The organism is Mesorhizobium sp. WSM4847, assembly GCF_055811335.1.
In genome coordinates this window covers 69,171-90,126 of the sequence record NZ_JBVVPY010000027.1, presented here as the reverse complement: position 1 = coordinate 90,126, position 20,956 = coordinate 69,171, and the positions used below count along the sequence as shown (strand labels likewise).

The window sequence follows — 20,956 nt, the reverse complement described above, 5'->3', positions numbered from 1 at the left end:
CCGGGCGCGGTGCCGGTCACCTCGGCCCAGGCGTTGAACAACGCGACGCTGCATTACGGCCTGCAGCTCGCCGACAAGGGCCTGAAGGCGCTGGTCGACGATCATCATCTGCGCAATGGCCTCAACGTCCACAAGGGCAAGATCACCAACCGCGCCGTCGCCGAAGCGCTCGGCTACGAAGTGGCGGAGCCCAAAACGGCCTTAGCCGCCTGATATTCCAGGCCCGAAAAGTGTCCTCCTGCCTCGCCCGCTGGTTCCCTGCCGGCGGGTTTTTTCTTTGGTGACGATTGGCAAGAGGCGTCTTCCCCCTCCCCTTTGCGTCAATCTTGCGGTGCAGCCCGTCGGGGCGAAACGCTGGTCGATCCCCCGGCTTTTCTGATGCGACGATCACCCGGGCCCCTCGCCGCGCGTTCGACAGCGTAATGTGGAGAAACCATCCTGACCGCCATTGTTGGGCTAAATCCAAATCGCCCACCTTCGTTGCAAAACTACCCTGGCAAGGGCTTTGAGGGAGTTTCGAAATTGGATTGTCTCCAGAGGATAGAGACGTTGATCGATGAGGCCAGCGTGGATGCGATCGATAAGGCGCGCGTTTTGCTGGATCAGTTCAAAGGTAGGTCAGAAACACTCGCCCAAGCTATCGATGACTTCCTGCTTGATCTGATGACCCTGGTGTTCGTCGTAGAAACCACCCGCGAGAGGTTCCACAATCCGGCGCGGCGATTGGCGCGTGTGAGATTGACCAGGATCAGCCTGTTGTTGGCGTCGTAGTCTGAAACTTAGGGGTCCGTCCCGGTCAGAGAGAGGTCGCACCAGGAAGAAGGCGCCGACTGATTGTCGGCAGATCCGAGCGCACCAAACAGCTACGTTCTCTTGCGGCCGCTGGCCCTGGTGGCGAAAAGACGTGCGCCGAGGAACGCTACGGGACTGGCCAGCGCGATTTTTGAGCCAGCACCGCGTCCGCGAGCCAGGGCCCAAGACTATGTTCGGCCTCCGGCAAGAGCCCGGCGTCGAGCATCTTCGCATGCCCCGCGTCGATCTTACTTCGGAAGTATTCCCCATGCCGAGCTATTAAGATCGGCGGCGCGCCGGATCGTTGATCGGCGCGTGCTGCATCTGCTCAAGATGTGGCGGGAATGCCCGGTCGAAGAAACCGATGATCGAGGCCGGAAGACACGCACGGCCAAGGTGCGGGATCCGTCTCGGCCGTATTCAACAGCACGACCTTGTAGCCCTCCAATGTACGGGTAATAGGCGCTGGCGAACACGACGTCGTGACCCCCGGAAGGAGAAGAACGACGATCTTGCGCAAACCCTCAAAAGCGCCGCGCACCAGCGCCATTTCGGCGGCCATGGCATCATCGGCCGTGGTAAGAATTGCGGGCTTACTCATCGCGAACCGATCTCTAGTCAAACAGGGTTCGCCCGTGGATTGGATGCGCCTGTCGGCAAAAAGTTCCCGAACCTGCGATGTTAGGTTGGCCGCTATGCCACTGCTTGGAGCGGCGACTTGTCTGACACCTGCACGCGCGCCGCCGCCGCCAGCAGGTCAGTCTGGGTGATCAGGCCGAGGATGCGCCGCTCGGCATCGACGATGACGACGGCGTGGCTGCGGCCGTCTGTGAGCACGGGAAGCAGGCTCATCGCCGGCGTCTCGGGCGAGGCGGTGCCTGCCTTCGAGATCACGCCCTTCACCGTTTCGGTCGTCTGCGTCAGCTCGCGCAACCCCACGGCGCCGGCCAGCCGGCCGTCCGCATCGACCACCGGCAAGGCGCGGATGTTGTGGTCGAGAAGCTGCTTTCGCGCCACGGCGGCGGTGGCAGTTTCCGGCACCGAGATCACGGCGCAGGACATGATGTCCCGGCAAAGCAGCGTTCGGTGCGAGCGCGCCATCGCCTGCAACTCGACCTGGTGCAGCAGCCTTTCGAGGTCGTCGCGGCCAATGTCGAAGGTTTCGTCCAAAGCGGCGAGCGCCGCATCGACGTCCTCGGGCCGAAAGCCGACACGCTCTATCGGCGGGGTGTCCGCGCTGCCGTGATTGTTTGCGGCGGCCACGTGGACATGCGGATAGTTGCGCCGTGACAGAAGGTGGAAAATAAAGCCTAGCGCCACCAGTACGGCGGAGTTCAGCGCCACCGGCACCAACGGGAACAGGAAGCCGAAGCTGAGCACGGCCGGTCCGCCAAGCACGGCCGTCAGCGCCGCGGCACCGCCTGGCGGATGCAAGCAGCGAGTGAACGACATCGTGGCGATCGCCAGCGCCACAGCGAGGCCCGACGCGATCACCGGATCGTGCACGAAATGCGCCACTGTCACGCCGACCAGTGCAGAGATCGAATTGCCGCCGATAATCGACCAGGGTTGCGCAAGCGGGCTCGACGACACGGCAAAGAGCAGCACGGCGGAGGCGCCCATAGGGGCCACCAGCAGCGCCACATGCTGGCCGCCGCCCATCGCGAGCCCGCTGATCACGCCGGTCAGCGCGATGCCAATCGTGGCGCCAATGCAGGCGAGCAGCCGCTCGCGTAACGTCGCACCGGCAAGGATCGGAACAAAGAGGCGAAAGGCCATTGTAAGCCCTGGGGCGAGGTGGAATTCTGCGCTGTTCGAAATGCCGCCGAAGCCATGGATTTGAAAGTCAAACCAATCCGAATATTCGCGGCCAGTGGGAATATTATTGCGCGCACCGATTTGTGCGGTCGCCGCCAACGGCTGGTGCTTTTCAAATCGCGTCAGAGCCTGCGCGCGGAGATCTTCTACTGGAATGGATAGTATCGACTTCTCGATCTTCCGGAGGACGAGCGACTGGCAGCTCGTCGTCAACAAGCTGCGCGGCGGCCTCAAGATCGCCGCCGTCAAGGCGCCGGGCTTCGGTGATCGCCGCAAGGCCATGCTGGAAGACATCGCTATCCTCACCGGTGGCCAGGTCATTTCCGAAGACCTCGGCATCAAGCTCGAGAATGTCGGCCTCAACATGCTCGGCCGCGCCAAGAAGGTGTCGATCTCCAAGGAGAACACCACCATCGTCGACGGCGCCGGCAAGAAGGCCGAGATCCAGGGCCGCGTCGCCCAGATCAAGCAGCAGATCGAGGAGACCACCTCGGACTACGACAAGGAGAAGCTGCAGGAACGTCTCGCCAAGCTGGCGGGCGGCGTTGCCGTCATCCGCGTCGGCTGTGCGACCGAGATCGAAGTCAAGGAAAAGAAGGACCGCGTCGATGACGCCCTCAACGCGACCCGCGCGGCCGTCGAAGAAGGCATCGTACCCGGCGGCGGCGTCGCACTTCTGCGCGCTTCGCTGAGCATCAAGGCTGTCGGCGCCAACTCCGACCAGACCGCGGGCATCAGCATCGTGCGTCGCGCGCTGCAGGCTCCGGCCCGCCAGATCGCGGCCAACGCCGGTGCGGAAGCATCGATCGTTGCCGGCAAGATCCTCGAGAACACGGGCCCGACCTTCGGCTTCAATGCCCAGACCGGCGAATATGGCGACATGATCGCCATGGGTATCGTCGATCCGGTCAAGGTCGTGCGCACAGCTCTCCAGGACGCGGCCTCGGTCGCCGGCCTGCTGGTCACCACCGAAGCCATGATCGCGGAGGCTCCGAAGAAGGAGTCGGCTGGCGGCGGCATGCCTGGCGGCATGGGCGGCGGCATGGGCGGCATGGATTTCTAAGGTCCACGCATTTCGACAATTTGGAAAGGGCGGCAAGCAATGCCGCCCCTTCTTCGTGCCCATTCCGCCAGTTGTCAGTGACTCGCAAGCCGGGTATATGCCCGCCAAGGTTGGTGCTTATGCTTGAACGGATTCTGCCTTTTTTCGTGGGGCTGGCTTTACTGTTGGGTAGCGGCTGCGCGCGCAGCGATGATGGTACGCTGATTATTCCGAGACCGCTTGATGCCAGGCGATTCTTTGACAAAGAGCCGCCCCACCTGCAGCAGCCACACATCGAAACCAGCGAGTTTCCGGTTGCGCCACAGGAGCCGGAAAGGCTCGAACCGCGCCGTACGGCAAGTCACAAGACATCAAACAGACGCGCATCGCGGATCGCAAGTCCTCCGCTTTCCGCTTATGAGCCGCACAAGCCGCTTGTCTGCAAGAACGTCAGCAAGCCTGGCAAGCGATACCGTGTGGTTTGCGAATAGGGCACTTGGTTTGGCCAACGGACTACCCCTCAGGAGCCTCGCGGCGCCTTTCCGGATCAGGTTGTGCCCGGCCCGCTCGCGGTCGTCCATCAGGGCGATGTTGTGGATCGTGCGAAACAGCATCAGCCGTACAAAGCGCAGAACCACCAGTGGACCGTCTGCCACGCGGCATCAAATTGCCCCCGGTGAATGAGGACGCAGACACGTCACGGACTATTGAGAAATCGGTCCATGATCTCGCCGAAAGCTGCCGCCGCCGCGGGTCTCCCGGCTGCATCCTCGGGTGATGCTCAAGTGAGGCCCGGCAACATGAGGACGATCGCTCATTCGGTTCGGCGTTTCGTGCCCATCCACCTTCTCCCACAGGGGAGGCTGGGATGCAGCGCCTTCAAAGTGAGGAACAAATCACCTTCGCCGCGAACCTTTCACATTGTCTCGCCACCACCACCGTCGATCAAGCTTCGGACTCGCGCGGGCCGAATCGGGGATCGGCATCGCAGACCATGCGATCGATCTCGTCCCGACGGTTGCCAAAGTTGATAACGAGGCATATTGCCCAGACATCCAGCTGCTTCGGAGGCTTGCTATGACTTTTGCTCAATCGGTCGGTGCGTTCTTTCGTCGGCTGAAGCCATTCATCCTGCTTTTCCTGTTGACTCAGTTCCTGGTCAGGCTGGCGCTGTCGCTGGTTTCGGCCAAAGACCTGTCTTTCCATCCGGCCGACTGGCTGGTTCCTTTCTTCACTGGCTTCTGGTTCGATATCGTCACGCTGCTTCCAATCCTCGCGGTCCTTCTCCTCTTCCCGCTGCTCCTGCCAGTTTCGTGGGCCGGAAAGCGGTTTGACTGCGCAGTTGGGCTCTCGGTCTTCGCAATCTTCCTGTTTCTGATGGTCGTGCAGGGGGTCAGCGAGTATTTCTTCTGGGACGAATTCACGACGCGCTTCAATTTCATCGCGGTCGACTACCTCGTGTACACGCAGGAAGTAATCCAGAACATTATGGAGAGCTATCCGGTCGTGCCGCTGCTTGCCGGCATCGGCCTGTTGGCGGTCGGCGGGGCCTATCTGCTCCGCCGCCAGGTGAAGGCAGGCTTCGCGCCGCATCCGCCATTCATGAAGCGGCTGGCGGTCTTTGCGACGATAACGGGAATGGCCGCCGCCGGCGTGTTGGTGACGCCCGATTCGATCACACGGCCGATGCCGAGCGCGATCGCCCGCGAACTCGGGGGCAACGGACTCTATGGTTTGATTAGCGCCTTCTTCTCGAATGAGATCGATTTCGCGAATTTCTATCGGACCATACCCGAGAAACAGGCGGCCGAACGGACACGCGACCTTTTAGCGGAAGATCACGAGCCGTTCGAAAGCACCGATTTAAACGACATCACGCGTGACATTCGAGCGGAGGGGCCGATGCTGCGCAAGAACGTCATCCTGGTCGGCATGGAAAGCATGAGTGCGGAGTTCATGGGCACATTCGGCAATCCGAAAAGACTGACACCGAACCTTGACCGGCTGGCATCTGAAGGCCTGCTTTTCACGGAAATGCGGGCGACCGGCACGCGCACCGTGCGCGGGCTTGAAGCGATCGCGCTTTCAGTCCCGCCGACCCCGGGGCAATCGATCCTGCGTCGCCCCGGCAACGACAATCTCTTCACCATTGGCTCGGTGTTCCAGGATTCGGGCTACGATACGCGCTTCCTCTATGGCGGCTACGGCTATTTCGACAACATGAACGCGTTCTTTTCCGGTAACGGCTTCGGTATCGTCGACCGCGCTACGATGGCGGCAGGCGATGTGCATTTCGCCAATGCGTGGGGCGTTAGCGATGAGGATCTCTATGACGAGGTGATCCGCCAAGCCGACGCCTCGGCGAAAGCCGGCAAGAACTTCTTCAGCTTCGTCATGAACACGTCAAACCACCGGCCCTTTACCTATCCAGCTGGCGCCATAGACATCCCATCGCCGGGCGGGCGCGACGGGGCGGTCAAATATTCCGACTACGCGATCGGGGAACTGGTCAAGAAGGCCTCGGCGAAACCGTGGTTCAGGGATACCGTTTTTGTCTTTGTCGCCGATCATACGGCGAGCGTCGCAGGCAAGGTCGAGCTCGACATGAACAAATACCACATACCGTGCATCATCTGGTCGCAGGACTTTGTCGAGCCCCGCCGGATCAACCGGCTGGCGAGCCAGGTGGATATTGCGCCGTCGCTGCTTGCCCTGCTGCAGGCTAGCTATCGCAGCCGCTTTTTCGGCGACGACCTGATCGAAGCGGACGAACCGGAGCGGCCGGTCTACATCTCCAACTACCAGAAGGTGGCCATGATCCTTCATGGCCGCACGACGATCCTTGAGCCCAAAAAGCAAATCGTCCAGATGAAGGGTGAGGAGGTGCAACCTGAAAGCGCCGTCGACCACAACGCGGTCGAAGATACCATAGCCGTCTATCAATATGCCTCGCACTGGCGCGATATTTCACGCCGCATTCCAAGTGTTCTTGACAACGGCACGCTCGGCCGGTTCGGTGTGCATCGCCTGCCAAACTCGAAGCGACGCGCGCCTCCGTCCAGAACCACACCCACCATACCGATGCGCTAACAAAGCCACCGTGCCACAACGTCTTAGGAAGCCAGGTCTGCTCCGGTGATCGCCAAGAGGTGTGAGGACCTTAACAATCCCTTGCAAGACCCTTCGTGGCTCGCAACGGCAATGGCCGGAACGGGTCCAGCCTGTCATGGAAACGGTTGATTTGGTAAGATGATTCCTGATCAGCGAGGTAAGTCGGGCTGAAGCGGTTTGTCGAGGGCGAGGATCGCCGGCAAGCGGCACTGCTTCCCGAGTGCCTGGACGATTACGTGACGCAGGACAATCCGGGGTGGCGACGGGTGCATCGTGGATCTGCTACTTTCGCGCGCTCCAGTTTGGGAACGCAGCGCGCGTTGCCCCTGTTGACAAACTGAGTCTCGTGCTGGTGGCGGTGTTTGGAGTGACATTCCTCAAGAAACACTTGTCGTTGTCGAACTGGGCAGGGGTTGCCTTGATCGCAACAGGCGCGGTTCTGGTACGCTACAAAGGCTAACAGGAGGGCTATTCGCGGCGGCTTATTGCTCTGTCTTTAGGATCAGAACAGCCAAAAAAAGGTGGGCAGGTAGCCAGCTACCTGGAGGTATTCGATGCCTTCGATGGCTGGAAAGATCGCCAGAAAATAGAGGGCATCGAAGAATGTGCTTCTTAATGCGTTCGTGGAGAACGTGTGCTGATGCTTGTCCTGATGCAGCCACGGCTTGGGCCAGAACCGCGGCGTTCTTGCCACATATGCTTCGAACTCCGAACCAAATTTGTCACGAAGAAACGTCTCTTCCTTTCGGGCAGTCATCCCGAAAACCGCATAGGTGCACACCCCCAGAGCGGATGCAACGATGAGCGATCCGAACATGAGGCCGATGCCGAATGCTCCGATCGTCGAAAACAGATATAGGGGATTGCGTGTGATCGAGTACGGCCCGCTAACTGCCAATTCGCTGTTCTTCCGCCCCCCGACATAGAGGATGCTCCACAACCTCCCGAGTATGCAGACGAGGATCAGAACAAAACCGATCATCTCGATGACCTCGTGAAGGCTAGATGCTTCATCCCAACCGGGGCGAGAGAATAGCAGCGAGCCAATCGCCGCTATGCTCAAGGCCTGGACGACCAAAAGTCTCTTCCGCTGATTAAATGGTTGCGGGGCAATGGAAGCGGACATCATGGTTCCTTCGACAAAGGCTTTTTCGGGGGCTCGCGCCAAGCAGTGCATCCAATGTCGACCGATCTGTCAGAAATGTGACGCGCTGTCCCTTTTCCTGGCGGCGACTGCTCGGTTTCAATGGCAAGCTCGATAGCCGATTGCGGTAGGCCTGACCCTTGGCAGATCCCTATGTCGGCAACCCTTTGGAATTTGCCGGAAATTAAGGTCTCGGTGGATAAACCCGCATGGCTTTTGCTGGCAGGAAGACCGGTGCGCGGGCGTGGATGGATCAAGGCGTTGCGTCAGGACGAGGCTCGGCAGGTGCGTGCACGCATTACGGAACTGGAGCCCGATCTCATAGCTGCCACACCTCAAGGACGCCATCGACGTTTCGAAGCCGGACATGAACTTCGCAATGCGAAGTTCCGCCTGGCGCGTCTCGAGGAATGCATCTCCGGAAATACCGGAGAAACATCGGCGTTAGCGGGAAGCTTCGCCGCTCTCAATGCTTGTCGCCGAACATCATCTGCTGCGGTCAAAATCGATCCTCAGAAATGCGGAAGGGAAGGCGGTCCAGCCAGGGCGCGAATGGCTGGCCACAGCAACTAGTTCAGTCGGCTTTGCAGTCCTGTACAAGGATTGCGAAAGCCACCTGTTGCTCGCGTCCCTGTGGTCACACTGCTCGTCGATAGGTCCAGAGTTGTGCGGGGGGAACATTGCGAACGACGAAATCATAGTGAGAAACGATGTAACGGTCGGGCATTTTGAGCACCGGTGACAGAAGACCGTAGGTGATTTGGATCACAGGTCGCCCGGCCGGGATTCGTGCAAGCAAATCCTCGAGCAGTGTGAGGCGCTGTTGCATCGGAAAGCTCAACATCGGCACTGCGCTTATGACACAATCGAACTTTTCCCGGCGCTCCCCCAGAATTTCTTCCAGGGCAAACGCATTGCCCAAGCGGAAATCCACTCCCGGAAAGCGTCGCACCAGGCCATCATAAAAATCCTTGGAATATTCGACCGAAGTCAACCGATGCGGTTGGATGCCTCTTTCCAGGATGGCCCTGGTGATGACACCAGTCCCGGCACCAAGCTCCAAAACCGGCAATCCAGAATGCGTGTTGACCACACTAGCCATGCGGCGCGCCGCATGGATCGACGTGGGCATGAGTGCGCCCACACCTTTCTTATCCTTCTGCCAACATTTGAAGAATCGCACTTCTTCCTCAAGTTTCTTGCCAAGTCGCTCTTTCAATCGAAAGACCATATCCGCTCCCTTCTCCCGATCCGCGTCGGAGCGACTTTTTGTCGAAGTTTCGCCATATAAACAAGCCTGATTCACAGGGATGAATGCCGCGCTGGAGGCGCGAAACGCCCGCGCCGGCTAACACGCGCGTGTCCGCCATGATGACGTTTAATCGCTCAGATGCGCGCCAGTTCTTCCTGTATGGAAATCTGGCTCATGGCCTCGAGAGCCCCTCGCGACTCGTCGAGCCGTATCTCCGGCTGCACCATCAGCGCCAGCGCGACGCGCGCAGGTGCCTCATCTGCTGCGGGCTTCGTCAGGCGCACAGCAGACAGCGAGGCCGCTACGGCCGCAAAAAACCCGCGACGGCGGCTCGATTCCGGGACCGGTCCGCCATTTTTGGCAGGTGATCCGTGCAAGTGCGTGGCGTGGATCACCCCAGCTATCTCGTGGCTGCCTCATTGCCATTGTCCTCTTTTCAGCCGGCCGAGCCTCCCAATCGCCGGACCAATGATGAGGATCCCCTCGGAATAGTTTTTTGAGAGCCTGACGGTCTGCCCCGTATTACCGTTGTTCCGGCTTTGCCATAGCCTTCTCTGCCGCGCAGGCGGCAAAGTGCTATGACCTCTACCGTGTAAGGGCCTTGGAAAATACGACGGCTGGACCACAATAATGAGGTTTAGGCTGAAGACTTTTCAGGGAAAGCCTCAAAAAGGAAACAGCAGCTCTTCCGATCCTTACGAGCCCGGCCGTTCCTATCGGCCGGTAATCATCGCAGGCCATAGGTGCCTTTCCTTCCAGGACCGGAGCCGAAACCACTTTTCTGCTAGGCAGCTTCACGCTGGGGGCCTGTTCCAAGCCAAAGCTCGCTGCAAAGGCGCATAGGGGTATCTGGAGCCGCTTTTGGCGACGACGCGAGTTGGCATCTTTAGAAACGCGACCTGCTCTGCGGCGCCCCAACCCGCCTCTTGTTCAGCGGCGCGTGCTCCGAATGAGCATTCGAGGCGAACAGCGTTTCCCTTGAGTGGCAAAGAACAGCACCTGATACTTTTATAGTCTACCAAATCACTCGACATACTAGCAGCGAGATTCGGAGCCTTCCCAAAACTGGAGCAAGACGATGGTGTTAGCTGTGGAGAGATTTTCAAGAAGGAGGTTTGGTGGGTTCGTGACCGCGTTCGCGGTAGGCTTGGTCGCTTCTTTCTCCCCTCTCATTGCCCAGGCAGGTAGTCCGGACGCTGGCAAACTGCCGACCAAAATCCCGGCGGGCACTGTGCTTCGTATCGGCGATCCCGAGACGCAAAGGGCGCTGGAATTATCGGGGCTGATCGATCAACTGCCGTTCGAGGTCGAATGGGCCAATATCAGCGGCGGTCCACAGACCATCGAAGCCTTTCGCGCCAACGCATTGGACGTCGGATCCGTTGCCGACATTCCGCCCATCCACGCGACCTGGACGGGGCTCAAGGTCAAGATCATTGCCGCGAAATTCCGCAAGGAACCAGTTGCGCACCCGATCTATCAACTCGGCATTGCACCGGGAGTCGAGGTCAAGACGCTCGCGGATTTGCGCGGCAAACGGATTGCTTTCAGCCCCGGTCAGGCGCAAGGCGCGCTGGTGTTGAGGGTCCTGCAGGCCGCCAGCCTGGAAAAGGAGGATGTCAATCTCATCGAACTGCCCAGCAAAGGCGATGCCTATCCGGTGGCACTTGCCGGCAAGCAAGTCGACGTCGCGCCGATCTCGGGCGTCCTCATCAAGCGCTACCTGCGCCAGTATGGCGCCGACGGAGCTGCCACCATCCCGCACGGCTTGCGCGATGATCCAGCCCATCTCTATGCCCCACAAGCCGTGCTTGCCGACCCGGCCAAAGCAGCCGCTCTCGGCGAATATGTGCGCTACTGGGCGCTAGCCGCCCGTTGGGTGGAAGAGCATCCCAAGGAGTGGATCGAGGGATACTACGTCGCCACCCAGGGCCTCAACACAGAAGATGGCCAGTATCTGGTCGACGCTGATGGTCGGTTCGACATCCCCTCCGACTGGAACGACGTCATCGTGCGCCAGCAGGCGACGATCGATCTCCTGGCCAAGGAGTTGAACAAGCCCGCGATCAAGGCCGAGGACCTGTTCGACAGGCGCTTCGAGGCGATCGCCACAAACGCGCTGAACGCCTCCTGACGCCTGCTTCCCGAGACCGGAGACGACACTGATGAACGCATTCTCCAACACCGCCGCAGTTGCCCCCGCCTTTCCTGTCGCATCGGATGAAAGGTTGTTGATCCCGCCCGCCGTGGAGCCCCGCAGGACCGGGACGAGGCGACTCGCACTTGGGCGAACGATCCCGTTTGGCGCGCTGATCGGGCCTGCACTTCTTCTTGTGATCTGGTCCATCGGCAGTATCGCCGGTCTGATCGATCCTAGAACGCTGCCGGCGCCTTGGTCGGTTGTCGGCACCGCCATCGATCTCATCGCAGAAGGGAAGCTTCAGCATCATTTGATGACGTCTGCCTGGCGGGCAGCACAGGGGCTGGTGTTCGGTGTCCTGATCGGGACCATCCTTGCTCTCATTTCAGGTTTGTCGCGGCTTGGTGAGGCCATCATCGACGGCCCTGTTCAGATCAAGCGGGCGATACCGACGCTCGCTCTGATTCCGCTGCTGATGCTGTGGTTCGGCATCGGCGAGGGCATGAAAGTAACGACCATCGCGCTGGCTGTCCTGATCCCGATCTATATCCAGACCCACAGCAGCTTGCGCAGCATAGACAGCCGTTATGTCGAACTGGCCCAGACCTTGCGAATGGGCTACGGCGAATTCATCCGCCAGGTCATCCTGCCCGGCGCCCTTCCAGGGTTCTTCCTTGGCCTGCGTTTTGCGGTGACCTATGCCTGGCTGTCTCTGGTGGTGGTGGAACAGGTCAATGCCACCAGCGGCATCGGCTACATGATCGATCTCGCACGCAACTACGGCCAGACCGACATCATCATCGTCGGCCTTGTCGTCTACGCATTGCTCGGTCTAGCCTCCGACGGCATCGTCCGCTTCTTCCAGGAAAGGTCCCTGTCATGGCGTCGCACCTTGGCGGATTGAGCGGCGCGCCGGTGGTGCGGGTCGAGAGCCTTGTGAGACGTTTCGGCCCGCGAACCATCCTCGACGGCCTCAGCCTCGACATCGAGAGGGGGGAGTTCGTCGCCCTTCTCGGCCGTAGCGGGTCGGGCAAGAGTACATTGTTGCGCGCGCTCGCCGATCTCGACGACAAAGTCTCCGGCTCCGGCCGACTCGAAACACCCGACAAGAAATCGGTGGTGTTCCAGGATGCCCGGCTGTTGCCATGGAAACGAGTGCTGGAGAATGTGGTTCTTGGCCTCGACCTGCCGGAAGCCGCCGAACGCGGACGGGTAGCTCTCGAAGAGGTTGGCCTGAGCGGCCGCGAGAACGCGTGGCCGGTCGAACTCTCTGGTGGCGAGCAGCAGCGGGTGGCATTGGCGCGCTCGCTGGTTCGTGATCCTGAGCTGCTGCTAGCGGACGAGCCGTTCGGCGCGCTCGACGCGCTGACCCGCCTGCGCATGCACGATCTGCTGCGCCAGCTCTGCGCCCGTCACCAGCCGGCCGTGCTGCTGGTTACCCATGATGTGGACGAAGCCGTAACGCTGGCGGACCGGGTTTTGGTGCTCGACAATGGCGGGATCGCCGCCGACATCGCGATCGATATCCCCACGCCACGCGATCACGGCGATCGCCGGTTCGGCGAGATCCGCTCCCAACTTCTGCGTCATCTCGGCGTCGAGACAAAGCCTGTGTTGCCCGTCTGAACGGCCCCCCAAGACCTGTCGCTCAGCATCACCACCCAGGAGGACGAACTATGCCCGCCGAAAAACGACAGTTGAACCTCAACCTTTTCATCTATCCTGGCGGCCATCATGAAGCCGGCTGGCGCTACAAGGATTCCGCCCCTGAGAGAGTGCTGGATATCGCCTATTATCAGGAACTGGCGAAAAAGGCCGAGGCGAGCAAATTCGACGCGCTGTTCTTTGCCGATGGGCCCGCGCTTGCCGACAACATTCGCTACGCAAGCCGCTTCAGACTGGAGCCGCTGACATGGATTTCGGCTCTCGCTGCTGTGACGGAACGCATCGGCTTCATCGCCACCGCCTCGACCACCTACAACGAACCCTACAACCTGGCCCGGCTGTTTGCTTCTGTTGATCATCTAAGCGGCGGGCGTGCCGGTTGGAATATTGTCACGACGGGCGATGCGTCCGCAGCGTTGAATTTCGGCTTTGACCGACATCCAACCCACGCCGACCGTTACGAGCGCGCAAGCGAATTTGTTGATGTGGTGACTAAGCTCTGGGACAGCTGGGAGGACGCCGCGCTAATCGCGGACCGGCAGTCCGGTATATTTGCCGACACCGACAAGATCCATCCAATCAACCACATCGGAAAATATCATCGTGTGAAGGGACCGCTCACGCTTCCGCGTTCTCCGCAGGGCCGTCCGGTCTACGTCCAGGCAGGTTCGTCGCAAGACGGACGGTCATTCGCAAGCCGCTATGCCGAGGCGATATTTACAGCACATCAGACACTCGGCAACGCGCAGGAATTTTATGCCGACATCAAAGCGCGCGTGAAGTCGGTTGGCCGCAACCCTGACCACGTCAAGGTCTTGCCCGGCATCAGCCCCTTCATCGGTTCCACCGAGGCGGAAGCCCGCGCGCTGCATGACGAGTTCAACGAGCTGACGCAGCCGGAATATTCTCTTCACCAGCTACGCCGCATCGTAGACGCCGACCTTTCCAGCTACGATCTGGACGGGCCATTTCCGCGCGAGCTTATCCGCATCGAGGGCGAGCGTGGTGCGAGCAGCCGCTTCCACGTCGTACTCGACATCATCGAGCGCGAGAATCCAACCATCCGCCAGTTGCTCCACCGCCTCGCCGGGGCGCGCGGCCATTGGGTCCAGGCCGGGACGCCCGAACAGATCACCGACAAGATCCAGGAATGGTTCGACAATGGCGCCGCGGACGGCTTCAATATCATGCCGCCGTATCTGCAGGGCGGGTTCGACATATTCGCCGAGGAAGTGGTGCCGCTCTTGCGCAAGCGCGGACTTTTCCGGCACGACTATGACGGGGCTACGCTGAGGGACCATTTCGGTTTGCCGCGCCCGGAAAATACGTTCAGCCGGCCGCACCGCCTGAGCCACCTTCGCATCGGGCATTCAACCTCAAAGCGTTACGCCAACACATAATAGTTTGTGGGACCGCCAGGGAGACCCGCGCGATCATGACAGCCGCCATTTCCGCGTATCGCGACCCGACTGCCGGCACGGCTCCGATCAGGTCCCTTGCGAATTATCGGCGGCGGTGCCAGCTGCGTCCTGATGGCCGCGCTTGAGGAGATTCGGGCCGGACGGGTCTACGACTGCCGGCCTGATCGCGGATCCGGGCAAGAGCACCCAACCCCCCTGATCCGGTCCCTGCTCGCCACAGGTCTGGCGCGGACGGATAGGCTTCACCTCGACATCGCCACCGATGGCGCACTGATCAACCGGGATGGAAGGCACAGCGACTTGTTGTACGTGTTGGCCCCTTATACGATGAGCGCATCTATCCGCTGATGCGCATCTGGTTCTTCGAGCGCGAGCGTTTCGATGAGGAATATTCCCGTCTGCGGGCCGGGTGGGTACGTGACAAACCCGATGAATGCCAACCTGATTTGTTTGCTGGTTGATGTAACCTTGACCTCTTGCGAATAAGCTTTGACCGGACTGGCAAATGATGCCCATTGGATTTTATCGGGCATGTATTGTGCGCTGGCTTGTCAATTGAACAAGGAACGGCGAACCTTGCTTCGCCGTTTCGAACCTAGAGCGATATCTTGCGCCCAAACTACGCCGTCCAGCTCACCGCATTGCCCGACGAACGTCTCGAAGCCTTTGTCAACGACTGGCTTGCGAACCGTACGAAGGACTACAACTCACACGAGCGTTGGTCCGGCACCGGCGATATGGGACGCGATGTCGTGGCTTACGTCACAGATCAGCGGCATGAAGGCCCTTGGGACAACTTCCAGTGCAAGCAACTCGGTGCCCGTCTATCGGAAAAGGCGGCGTTTGTTGAGCTGGGCAAAATCTTCATGCACGCAGCGAAGGGTGAGTACACGCTGCCGCGCTCCTATACGTTCGTCGCCCCTCGAGGGGTTGTGCGCAACGTTCAGGCCTTCATTGCACATCCGGAACGCTTCAGGCAGGCCTTCCTCGATCGGTGGGCCACCGGCATAGCCGGGGAGTTGGTCGAGAATGCAAGCGTCCCTTTGAGCGAGGAGATCCGCTCGGCAATAAATGCTTTCGACTTTACCCAAGTGTATTCTCTGGACGCCGTCCGTCTCGTCGATGACAGCCACGCGAAGACTGTGCTCGTGAAATGGTTCAACGATGATCCGGGACCTTCGCCGCTTGGCGTGGCACCTGACCAGTTGCAAGATCACGAATCTGCTTACATCAGTCAGCTGGTCGATATTTATGGCGAGTGCGCCGGATCAAAGTTCGAGAACCCGGCTGCGGTTCTACAGGACGCTCGGTGGGGCACCCATTTGCGTGATCAGCGAACTCGGTACTTCGACGCGGCCGAGTTCGATCGTTATTATCGTGACTCGACCCCTCCGGACTATCTTTCGACGTTCAAGGATGAGGTTTATCACGGGGTTTCGGATGTCTACACGGAGTCCAACGGTGGCGGCCTGGAACGTGTGACAAGGGTGCTGTCGCAGGCGGCTACCATCCAAGCTTCCGGGGTGTTAGGACGCCACGCGCGGGTGCAGGTCAAACAAGGTACCTGTCATCATTTCGCGAATGAGGGGCGGCTTCCGTGGAAGTGATCAGCGAGGGACGGCAACCTAGTCATCCTTTCAACAGCACCCTCGAGACCGGCATCCGAGCGGTGATGCTGTTGGAAGCATTTTATCCGCGTCAGTGTGATCTGATCGAAATGACTTGGCTGGACCACTTGGTCGTTCATACGGCTGACCTCGATGGAGAGGACGTGCCCCCCAGTCTCCATCCGGACTTGCCGAATCGCACCGGTGAACTCTTCGTTCGTCGTCAGCTGGTGGAGAAGAGCTTGCGCATCATGCAGCAGGTGCATCTCGTTGACGTCGTGGAAACAGACCTTGGCGTCACGTTTGTCGCCAGCGAGGATGCGCCAACCTACCTAGACCTGCTTCAGTCCGACTATTCGATGGCACTCAAAGAGCGTGCCCGCTGGATTGCCCAGCGCTTTGCTGGAATGGCGACGGTCGAAATCAAAGCTGTGATTGAGGCCAAGATCGGCCGCTGGACCGCCGAATTCCGCGCAGATCACGCCCCCACCGGCAGTAGCGCATAATGGCGAGCGGCATCACGATTCGTCACCTGGTTTTCACAGGACCATCAGTCGCGCCGGCTGAACTGTCGTTCAACGATGGCCTCAACATAGTTTACGGAGCCTCCAACACCGGCAAGTCGTTTACGACCAAGGCGCTAAACTTCATGCTGGCAGCGACCAAGGAATTGCCCAAAACTGAGGAAATCACGCACTACGATGCTGTTTGGCTAGGACTGACGCTCTCTAGCGCCCGAGACGTCACACTTTATCGGGCTACAAAGGGCGGCGCGTTCCGTGTGCACGATGGGTTGATCAAGAATACACCCTCTGCGGCGGGGGCCATCCTTCAAGGTAAATTCGACGCCAAGCGAAGCGACAACGTTTCATATTTCCTCCTGGAGACGCTTGGCCTTGCGAACAAGGTAATCGTCAAAAGCGCGAACGCGGAAAAAGATACTCTCTCGATCCGCTTGCTATCTCCGTACGTCGTTGTGTCGGAGGAAGACATCATTTCCGAGAGAAGTCCCGTCCTCTATTCTGGAATTCCCAGTCAGCGGACGTTTGAACGGAACTTGTTCCGCCTGCTTCTAACCGGCAACGACGATGGCGCGGCTGTTACCGTTGCAGGTAAAAAGGAGAAAAGTGTCGCCCGAACTGCAAAGGTTGAGTTGGTCGATGAGATGATCGCTCAACTTGATGAGGAGATTGGCGAGGGTGGGCCGACGCGTGAGGAGCTCACCGAACAGCTCAGAAAGATCGAAGGATCCCTAGGCTCCCTGCATGACAACTTGCGTCAGGCTCAAAACAATCTTGACAGCCTTGTGACCGAGCGTCGGCAGCTTGTGGAAACCCAACGCGACCTGGTTTCTCGATTTACGGAACTCGAAGTGACGCTGCAGCGCTTCGGCCGTCTTAGTGAGGTCTACAAGTCCGACATTGCCCGGCTACAGGCTTTGGAGGAGGGCGGATTCATACTGGTCACTATGGCGGAACGCGATTGTCCGGTCTGCGGGGCGCCGCCTGGTGTCCAGCGGCGCAATCATGCCGCAGATGAGATCGCCCTTGCTCACAGGGCTGCTGCCGCCGAGGTGAGGAAGATTCAGATTGAGCAGCGTGAACTAGGTCAGACGATAACATCGCTTGAGGCCGAGGCAACGGGCTTGCGAAGCAGGTCTGCAAAGTTGTCGGACGAGATTGATCGTGCTGGGAAAAGAATAGAGGACGCTCGGCCCAAAGAAATCGCTGCACGTCACCTCTACGAAGAACTCTCTGCCACCAAGGCACGGATTGATCGAGCGGAAGACCTTTACGAGAGAAGGGACCGTCTCGTAGTTCGTCGATCCCAGATCGAAGAGAAGGCTTCTGAGGGCAAGGCAGACAAACTCGACGTGGGTGTGGATAGCACAATTGCCTACACATTCGGAGAGGTCGTGCGAGAAGTATTGACGGCTTGGAAATTTCCGCAAGCCGACCGCGCGCAGTTCGATATTGAAACGAACGATGTTACCATCGGAGGTAAGCCCAGGTCGGCGAACGGAAAAGGCGTCCGGGCCATCTTGCATGCCGCATTCAATGTTGCGGTGCTTCTCTTCTGCCGGCGCCGAGATTTGCCACATCCCGGCTTTTTGGTTCTAGACACACCGCTTCTCACATATCGCGAGCCGATGAAGAGCAAGCACGGCGAGCTTTCAGCCGACGAGGAAGAACTTAAGAAAACAAGCCTTGCGACGCACTTCTATGAACATCTCGCTGGCCTGAAAAACCTGGCGCAGATCATCATAATTGAGAATTCCGACCCCCCGAACGGAATTCGGCCTCTAGCCAAAATTGAGACCTTTACCGGCGTGGACGGTGAAGGCAGATACGGTCTTTTCCCTAAGCTGGGTTAGCCCCAAACTCAAACCCGTGCACGTACAGTTGACCCACGAGGATACCTCGCGGCGGCACCGGGCATTGCGAACAAAACAAGAATCTGGGATCGTCCAAAGTGATAGCTTGGGATGATTCGAACTGTGACTGCCACCGCTACATGCAACGCTTTCAACTCGCCTCTGCTCAGTCTAACGTCTCGCTTGGTCATGGCACTTGCCCTTCCACGGGAATCGGTGATCGCAACGTCACCAGCGTGCCATGGCCGCCCCTCGCCTCAGAGTAAGGGCCTTTCTCTCTCCAGAGCTTTTTGCAGAACCTTCAGGATACTATCTAAGCAAGCTGCCCCAACAGTTTTTAGTAAACACTTCAGTGTTGTTTGACGACAATGCCGGCGAGAGAGACGCAATGCATGTTGGCGCATTTTATGAATTTTTTGCGGGGCGGGATGGCGCGGGCCGGATTGGGTGTGGTCTTGCCTATTCGCCTTGATCCGAGAAAAGCGGCGGGCTACGCCGCTAACTTGGGCGGCGAGATTGACGATCGGCGACGTCGCTAAGGTCGGTGTCGCCCAATTCCCCTGACGCAGATAGACCCGACGCCGACGGTGACCAAGGGCATCGCGCATAATTGTTGTTTAACCTACTTTCGACGCGATGCACTCAGTTCGTCAGTGTGGAATCGCAGTTCCGTCCCCGTCCAAGTCTCCCTTTGTGTCCTCTTCGTCCTCGGCTCCTTCCTCTACTAGGCTCTCGCCGCCGAGTTTCTCGAAGCGTCTTTCCGCCAGCCAGTTCATGCGCCTAGTCTGGGTCACGAGCACACGTCGAAGGCCCATCTTCACCTCGCGTTCGGAGATGACCTGCGACAGCTTGGACACGATGAGCGCCCGACGTGCCAAACGGGTGTCCGGATGGCCGCGCAACTCCTGGATCCGGTCGGAGACAATCGAACCACGCATGGAAGGCGGCTCGGTGATTTCTACAGTCGGCGCCGGCGGGTCCTTCTCATTCAGGATCGCCTTGAACTTGCTCTCGTTGCGTAGCCGAGTGAAGACAAGGTGCTCGAGCGCGTTTAGGTGCGCATTCGCCGTTTTAAAGTCAGAGTGCTTCGACCCCACGGCCTCGAACTGCGGCAGTGGCCAGACCTGTATCTCCGCCACCTCAAAAGGGTCCAACACCGACATCGCCACAGCGTCGGTGCGCTGGTTCGTGAGGTGGCGCCCGACGCGGCCGGAAACCTTCTCCTTGGTCTGGCCGACGTAGATCGGCTCCCCGTCGTAGTCGTAGAACGCGTATACTCCCCAGCGATAGCTGCCGACGGGACGCTTCTCACCCGAGGGGTCGTCGTAGAGAGTTTCGCGGAAGAACTTCCGAATGGCCTTACGCAGCTCGTCCGTTTCGAGCGGCGGTGTTTTCGTGCTGTCTGTTGTGCTGTTCGGGAGTTTCGCCATGTTGTCCCTCGGTCGCTCGGAGGACCGGCTCGAACAGGTGCTGCGCCAGAAAGCGAACGACCGGAACTGCCACCCCGTCCCCTGTAAGGTGGTAGCCTTCATTGTATGCGCGAGGCAACTTGTAGCCGTCCGGAAGTCCCATGAGCCGTGCGGTCTCCCTCGCGCTGATCAAGCGCGACCGGACACGGGCGCCGTCCACGACCATGATCGTCTGCCGGGACGACCCTCCCGTCGGTGTGCGCAGGCAACCCGCGATCTCGTCGAAGCGCACTTCCGCTCTTACAGCTTTCCCGTTAGGATTCTGCGGTCTCGTCCGCTTGTAGACGGTCCCCACCATGCGGCGCCTGGCCCGCTTCGCGGCCTCAAGCTTCGCGATATTCACCGGAGACATCTGGGCGATCAGCCGCGCGGTCTGTTCCGTGGTGTGCCATTCGACGCTCGAGGGATTTTCTTCGACGAGGTCGGCGAAGCATGTGTTGCGGACAGGCGGAGAAGGAAGATTCCACCACAGCCACCGCTTCCGCGCCTTTGCAGGAATCCTTGCGACCGCGTTTTGAAGGCCGCGGGAATGGAAGGGCGCCACCGGCTCCGGCGATAGCATGGCCTCGTGGACCTCGAAATCCCCCCGGACGCCGATGACGAAGAGCCTTGGGCGACTCTGCGGGACAAAAAGTTTTGCGTCGATGACCATAGCGCCATAGCGGTAGCCCGCTTTCGCGAAAGTCTCGGCGATCGCCACGAAGTCAGCGCCTCCGTGGCTGGTCAGAGTCCCGTTAACGTTTTCCAGCGCGATGATCTTCGGACCGCGGCCCTCTGCGATCAGGCCGTTCATAATCGTCCAGAACGGATAGAAGGTTCCCGAACGCTCGCCTTTCAATCCAGCGCCGCCTCCGGCAAGCGACAGATCCTGACAGGGGAATGACCCCCAAGCTAAGTCGGCAGTGCCGGGGAGCTTGTCGATCTTGACTTGCCGAATATCACCGATAGTCAGCTCGCCGCCGGTCCCCCAGTTGACCTGATACGTCAGGCCTTTTTTTACATCGAAATCGTTAGCGAAGGCACACTGCCACTCTGGACCAAGTCCGGCACGCGCCATCCCTCCGCCGGCGAAAAACTCATAAAATGTCCGCATGATCTCCCCGTGATTCGCGCGTAATGCT

Annotated in this window: 19 protein-coding genes and 3 pseudogenes; 14 read left to right on the top strand and 8 right to left on the bottom strand. The window is 59.5% G+C overall.

Translation table 11 applies throughout. The features are described from left to right. Both AC0L28_RS29325 and AC0L28_RS29320 read left to right on the top strand, forming a co-directional pair. Positions 1–213: pseudogene (locus tag AC0L28_RS29325) on the top strand (alanine dehydrogenase); the annotation flags it as partial. Between the two features lie 336 nt (positions 214–549). Next, the gene (locus tag AC0L28_RS29320; protein WP_245329712.1) at positions 550–771 is read left to right on the top strand and encodes a hypothetical protein; all 222 of its coding nucleotides are present in this window, start codon (positions 550–552) and stop codon (positions 769–771) included. Between the two features lie 349 nt (positions 772–1,120). Here AC0L28_RS29320 and AC0L28_RS29315 read toward each other — a convergent pair whose 3' ends face one another. Both AC0L28_RS29315 and AC0L28_RS29310 read right to left on the bottom strand, forming a co-directional pair. After that, positions 1,121–1,393 carry a hypothetical protein gene (locus AC0L28_RS29315; RefSeq protein ID WP_473481687.1) on the bottom strand — a complete coding sequence of 91 codons (273 nt, stop codon included), beginning with the start codon at positions 1,391–1,393 and terminating at the stop codon, positions 1,121–1,123. A 92-nt stretch (positions 1,394–1,485) separates the two neighbouring features. Then, entirely contained in the window at positions 1,486–2,571 is a 1,086-nt protein-coding gene (locus AC0L28_RS29310) for an HPP family protein (RefSeq protein WP_473481685.1), read from the bottom strand. Between the two features lie 241 nt (positions 2,572–2,812). Between AC0L28_RS29310 and groEL the strand changes: the two are divergent. From groEL to AC0L28_RS29290, 4 genes and pseudogenes are all read left to right on the top strand, one after another. Beyond that, a pseudogene (gene groEL / locus AC0L28_RS29305) lies at positions 2,813–3,673 on the top strand (chaperonin GroEL); the annotation flags it as partial. Positions 3,674–3,792: 119 nt separating this feature from the next. Then, entirely contained in the window at positions 3,793–4,143 is a 351-nt protein-coding gene (locus AC0L28_RS29300) for a hypothetical protein (protein WP_473481683.1), read from the top strand. Between the two features lie 586 nt (positions 4,144–4,729). Further along, entirely contained in the window at positions 4,730–6,742 is a 2,013-nt protein-coding gene (locus AC0L28_RS29295) for an LTA synthase family protein (protein WP_473481681.1), read from the top strand. A gap of 271 nt (positions 6,743–7,013) precedes the next feature. After that, a pseudogene (locus tag AC0L28_RS29290) lies at positions 7,014–7,223 on the top strand (EamA family transporter); the annotation flags it as partial. Positions 7,224–7,265: 42 nt separating this feature from the next. Here AC0L28_RS29290 and AC0L28_RS29285 read toward each other — a convergent pair. Further along, positions 7,266–7,931: a methyltransferase family protein gene (locus AC0L28_RS29285; protein ID WP_473481679.1), complete on the bottom strand. Its 666-nt coding sequence runs from the start codon at positions 7,929–7,931 to the stop codon at positions 7,266–7,268. A gap of 129 nt (positions 7,932–8,060) precedes the next feature. Here AC0L28_RS29285 and AC0L28_RS29280 point away from each other — a divergent pair, with 129 nt between their 5' ends. Next, positions 8,061–8,480, top strand: a complete 420-nt coding sequence (locus AC0L28_RS29280) for a hypothetical protein (RefSeq protein ID WP_473481677.1) — start codon at positions 8,061–8,063, stop codon at positions 8,478–8,480. 64 nt (positions 8,481–8,544) lie between these two features. On the opposite strand, the gene pmtA is transcribed toward AC0L28_RS29280, so the two are convergent. After that, positions 8,545–9,138, bottom strand: a complete 594-nt coding sequence (gene pmtA, locus AC0L28_RS29275; protein WP_473481675.1) for a phospholipid N-methyltransferase PmtA — start codon at positions 9,136–9,138, stop codon at positions 8,545–8,547. A 155-nt stretch (positions 9,139–9,293) separates the two neighbouring features. Next, entirely contained in the window at positions 9,294–9,554 is a 261-nt protein-coding gene (locus AC0L28_RS29270; RefSeq protein ID WP_473481673.1) for a hypothetical protein, read from the bottom strand. A gap of 686 nt (positions 9,555–10,240) precedes the next feature. Between AC0L28_RS29270 and AC0L28_RS29265 the strand changes: the two genes are divergently transcribed. Genes AC0L28_RS29265 through AC0L28_RS29250 form a run of 4 tightly spaced genes read left to right on the top strand, consistent with a single transcriptional unit; the run spans position 10,241 to position 14,364 of the window. Continuing rightward, positions 10,241–11,293: an ABC transporter substrate-binding protein gene (locus AC0L28_RS29265; protein ID WP_473481694.1), complete on the top strand. Its 1,053-nt coding sequence runs from the start codon at positions 10,241–10,243 to the stop codon at positions 11,291–11,293. 31 nt (positions 11,294–11,324) lie between these two features. Continuing rightward, complete coding sequence (locus tag AC0L28_RS29260) at positions 11,325–12,203, top strand: ABC transporter permease (protein ID WP_473481672.1); 879 nt, start codon at positions 11,325–11,327, stop codon at positions 12,201–12,203. Beyond that, positions 12,179–12,925: an ABC transporter ATP-binding protein gene (locus AC0L28_RS29255; protein WP_473481670.1), complete on the top strand. Its 747-nt coding sequence runs from the start codon at positions 12,179–12,181 to the stop codon at positions 12,923–12,925. Before AC0L28_RS29260 ends, AC0L28_RS29255 begins: the two co-directional genes overlap by 25 nt. Before the next feature lie 50 nt (positions 12,926–12,975). Further along, positions 12,976–14,364 (top strand): LLM class flavin-dependent oxidoreductase, encoded by a 1,389-nt coding sequence (locus AC0L28_RS29250; protein WP_095482957.1) that lies wholly within the window; start codon positions 12,976–12,978, stop codon positions 14,362–14,364. A gap of 341 nt (positions 14,365–14,705) precedes the next feature. On the opposite strand, the gene AC0L28_RS29245 is transcribed toward AC0L28_RS29250, so the two are convergent. Continuing rightward, complete coding sequence (locus AC0L28_RS29245) at positions 14,706–14,918, bottom strand: hypothetical protein (RefSeq protein ID WP_128177658.1); 213 nt, start codon at positions 14,916–14,918, stop codon at positions 14,706–14,708. Positions 14,919–14,993: 75 nt separating this feature from the next. On the opposite strand from AC0L28_RS29245, the gene AC0L28_RS29240 reads away from it, so the two are divergent. The 3 genes from AC0L28_RS29240 to AC0L28_RS29230 are packed head-to-tail and all read left to right on the top strand — an operon-like array spanning position 14,994 to position 18,366. Continuing rightward, complete coding sequence (locus tag AC0L28_RS29240; protein ID WP_095482959.1) at positions 14,994–15,992, top strand: ABC-three component system protein; 999 nt, start codon at positions 14,994–14,996, stop codon at positions 15,990–15,992. Further along, a complete protein-coding gene (locus tag AC0L28_RS29235; protein ID WP_245455134.1) occupies positions 15,983–16,498 on the top strand; it encodes an ABC-three component system middle component 2 in 516 nt (171 codons plus the stop codon). Before AC0L28_RS29240 ends, AC0L28_RS29235 begins: the two co-directional genes overlap by 10 nt. Beyond that, the gene (locus AC0L28_RS29230; RefSeq protein WP_473481668.1) at positions 16,498–18,366 is read left to right on the top strand and encodes a hypothetical protein; all 1,869 of its coding nucleotides are present in this window, start codon (positions 16,498–16,500) and stop codon (positions 18,364–18,366) included. Before AC0L28_RS29235 ends, AC0L28_RS29230 begins: the two co-directional genes overlap by 1 nt. A 650-nt stretch (positions 18,367–19,016) precedes the next feature. On the opposite strand, the gene AC0L28_RS29225 is transcribed toward AC0L28_RS29230, so the two are convergent. Together AC0L28_RS29225 and AC0L28_RS29220 are read right to left on the bottom strand one after the other, a co-directional pair. Beyond that, positions 19,017–19,796: a GIY-YIG nuclease family protein gene (locus AC0L28_RS29225; RefSeq protein WP_095482962.1), complete on the bottom strand. Its 780-nt coding sequence runs from the start codon at positions 19,794–19,796 to the stop codon at positions 19,017–19,019. Continuing rightward, on the bottom strand, positions 19,726–20,928 hold the full coding sequence (locus AC0L28_RS29220; protein WP_095482967.1) for a DNA cytosine methyltransferase: 1,203 nt from the start codon (positions 20,926–20,928) through the stop codon (positions 19,726–19,728). The genes AC0L28_RS29225 and AC0L28_RS29220 overlap by 71 nt, the downstream gene beginning before the upstream one ends. Between the last annotated feature and the right edge of the window lie 28 nt (positions 20,929–20,956).

Excerpts from the sequence above, each read along its gene's own strand:
- AC0L28_RS29315 (WP_473481687.1), bottom strand. The coding sequence starts at position 1,393 with ATGAGTAAGCCCGCAATTCTTACCACGGCCGATGATGCCATGGCCGCC.
- AC0L28_RS29310 (WP_473481685.1), bottom strand. The coding sequence starts at position 2,571 with ATGGCCTTTCGCCTCTTTGTTCCGATCCTTGCCGGTGCGACGTTACGC.
- AC0L28_RS29300 (WP_473481683.1), top strand. The coding sequence starts at position 3,793 with ATGCTTGAACGGATTCTGCCTTTTTTCGTGGGGCTGGCTTTACTGTTG.
- AC0L28_RS29295 (WP_473481681.1), top strand. The coding sequence starts at position 4,730 with ATGACTTTTGCTCAATCGGTCGGTGCGTTCTTTCGTCGGCTGAAGCCA.
- AC0L28_RS29280 (WP_473481677.1), top strand. The coding sequence starts at position 8,061 with ATGTCGGCAACCCTTTGGAATTTGCCGGAAATTAAGGTCTCGGTGGAT.
- pmtA (WP_473481675.1), bottom strand. The coding sequence starts at position 9,138 with ATGGTCTTTCGATTGAAAGAGCGACTTGGCAAGAAACTTGAGGAAGAA.
- AC0L28_RS29260 (WP_473481672.1), top strand. The coding sequence starts at position 11,325 with ATGAACGCATTCTCCAACACCGCCGCAGTTGCCCCCGCCTTTCCTGTC.
- AC0L28_RS29255 (WP_473481670.1), top strand. The coding sequence starts at position 12,179 with ATGGCGTCGCACCTTGGCGGATTGAGCGGCGCGCCGGTGGTGCGGGTC.
- AC0L28_RS29250 (WP_095482957.1), top strand. The coding sequence starts at position 12,976 with ATGCCCGCCGAAAAACGACAGTTGAACCTCAACCTTTTCATCTATCCT.
- AC0L28_RS29245 (WP_128177658.1), bottom strand. The coding sequence starts at position 14,918 with ATGCCCGATAAAATCCAATGGGCATCATTTGCCAGTCCGGTCAAAGCT.
- AC0L28_RS29230 (WP_473481668.1), top strand. The coding sequence starts at position 16,498 with ATGGCGAGCGGCATCACGATTCGTCACCTGGTTTTCACAGGACCATCA.
- AC0L28_RS29225 (WP_095482962.1), bottom strand. The coding sequence starts at position 19,796 with ATGGCGAAACTCCCGAACAGCACAACAGACAGCACGAAAACACCGCCG.
- AC0L28_RS29220 (WP_095482967.1), bottom strand. The coding sequence starts at position 20,928 with ATGCGGACATTTTATGAGTTTTTCGCCGGCGGAGGGATGGCGCGTGCC.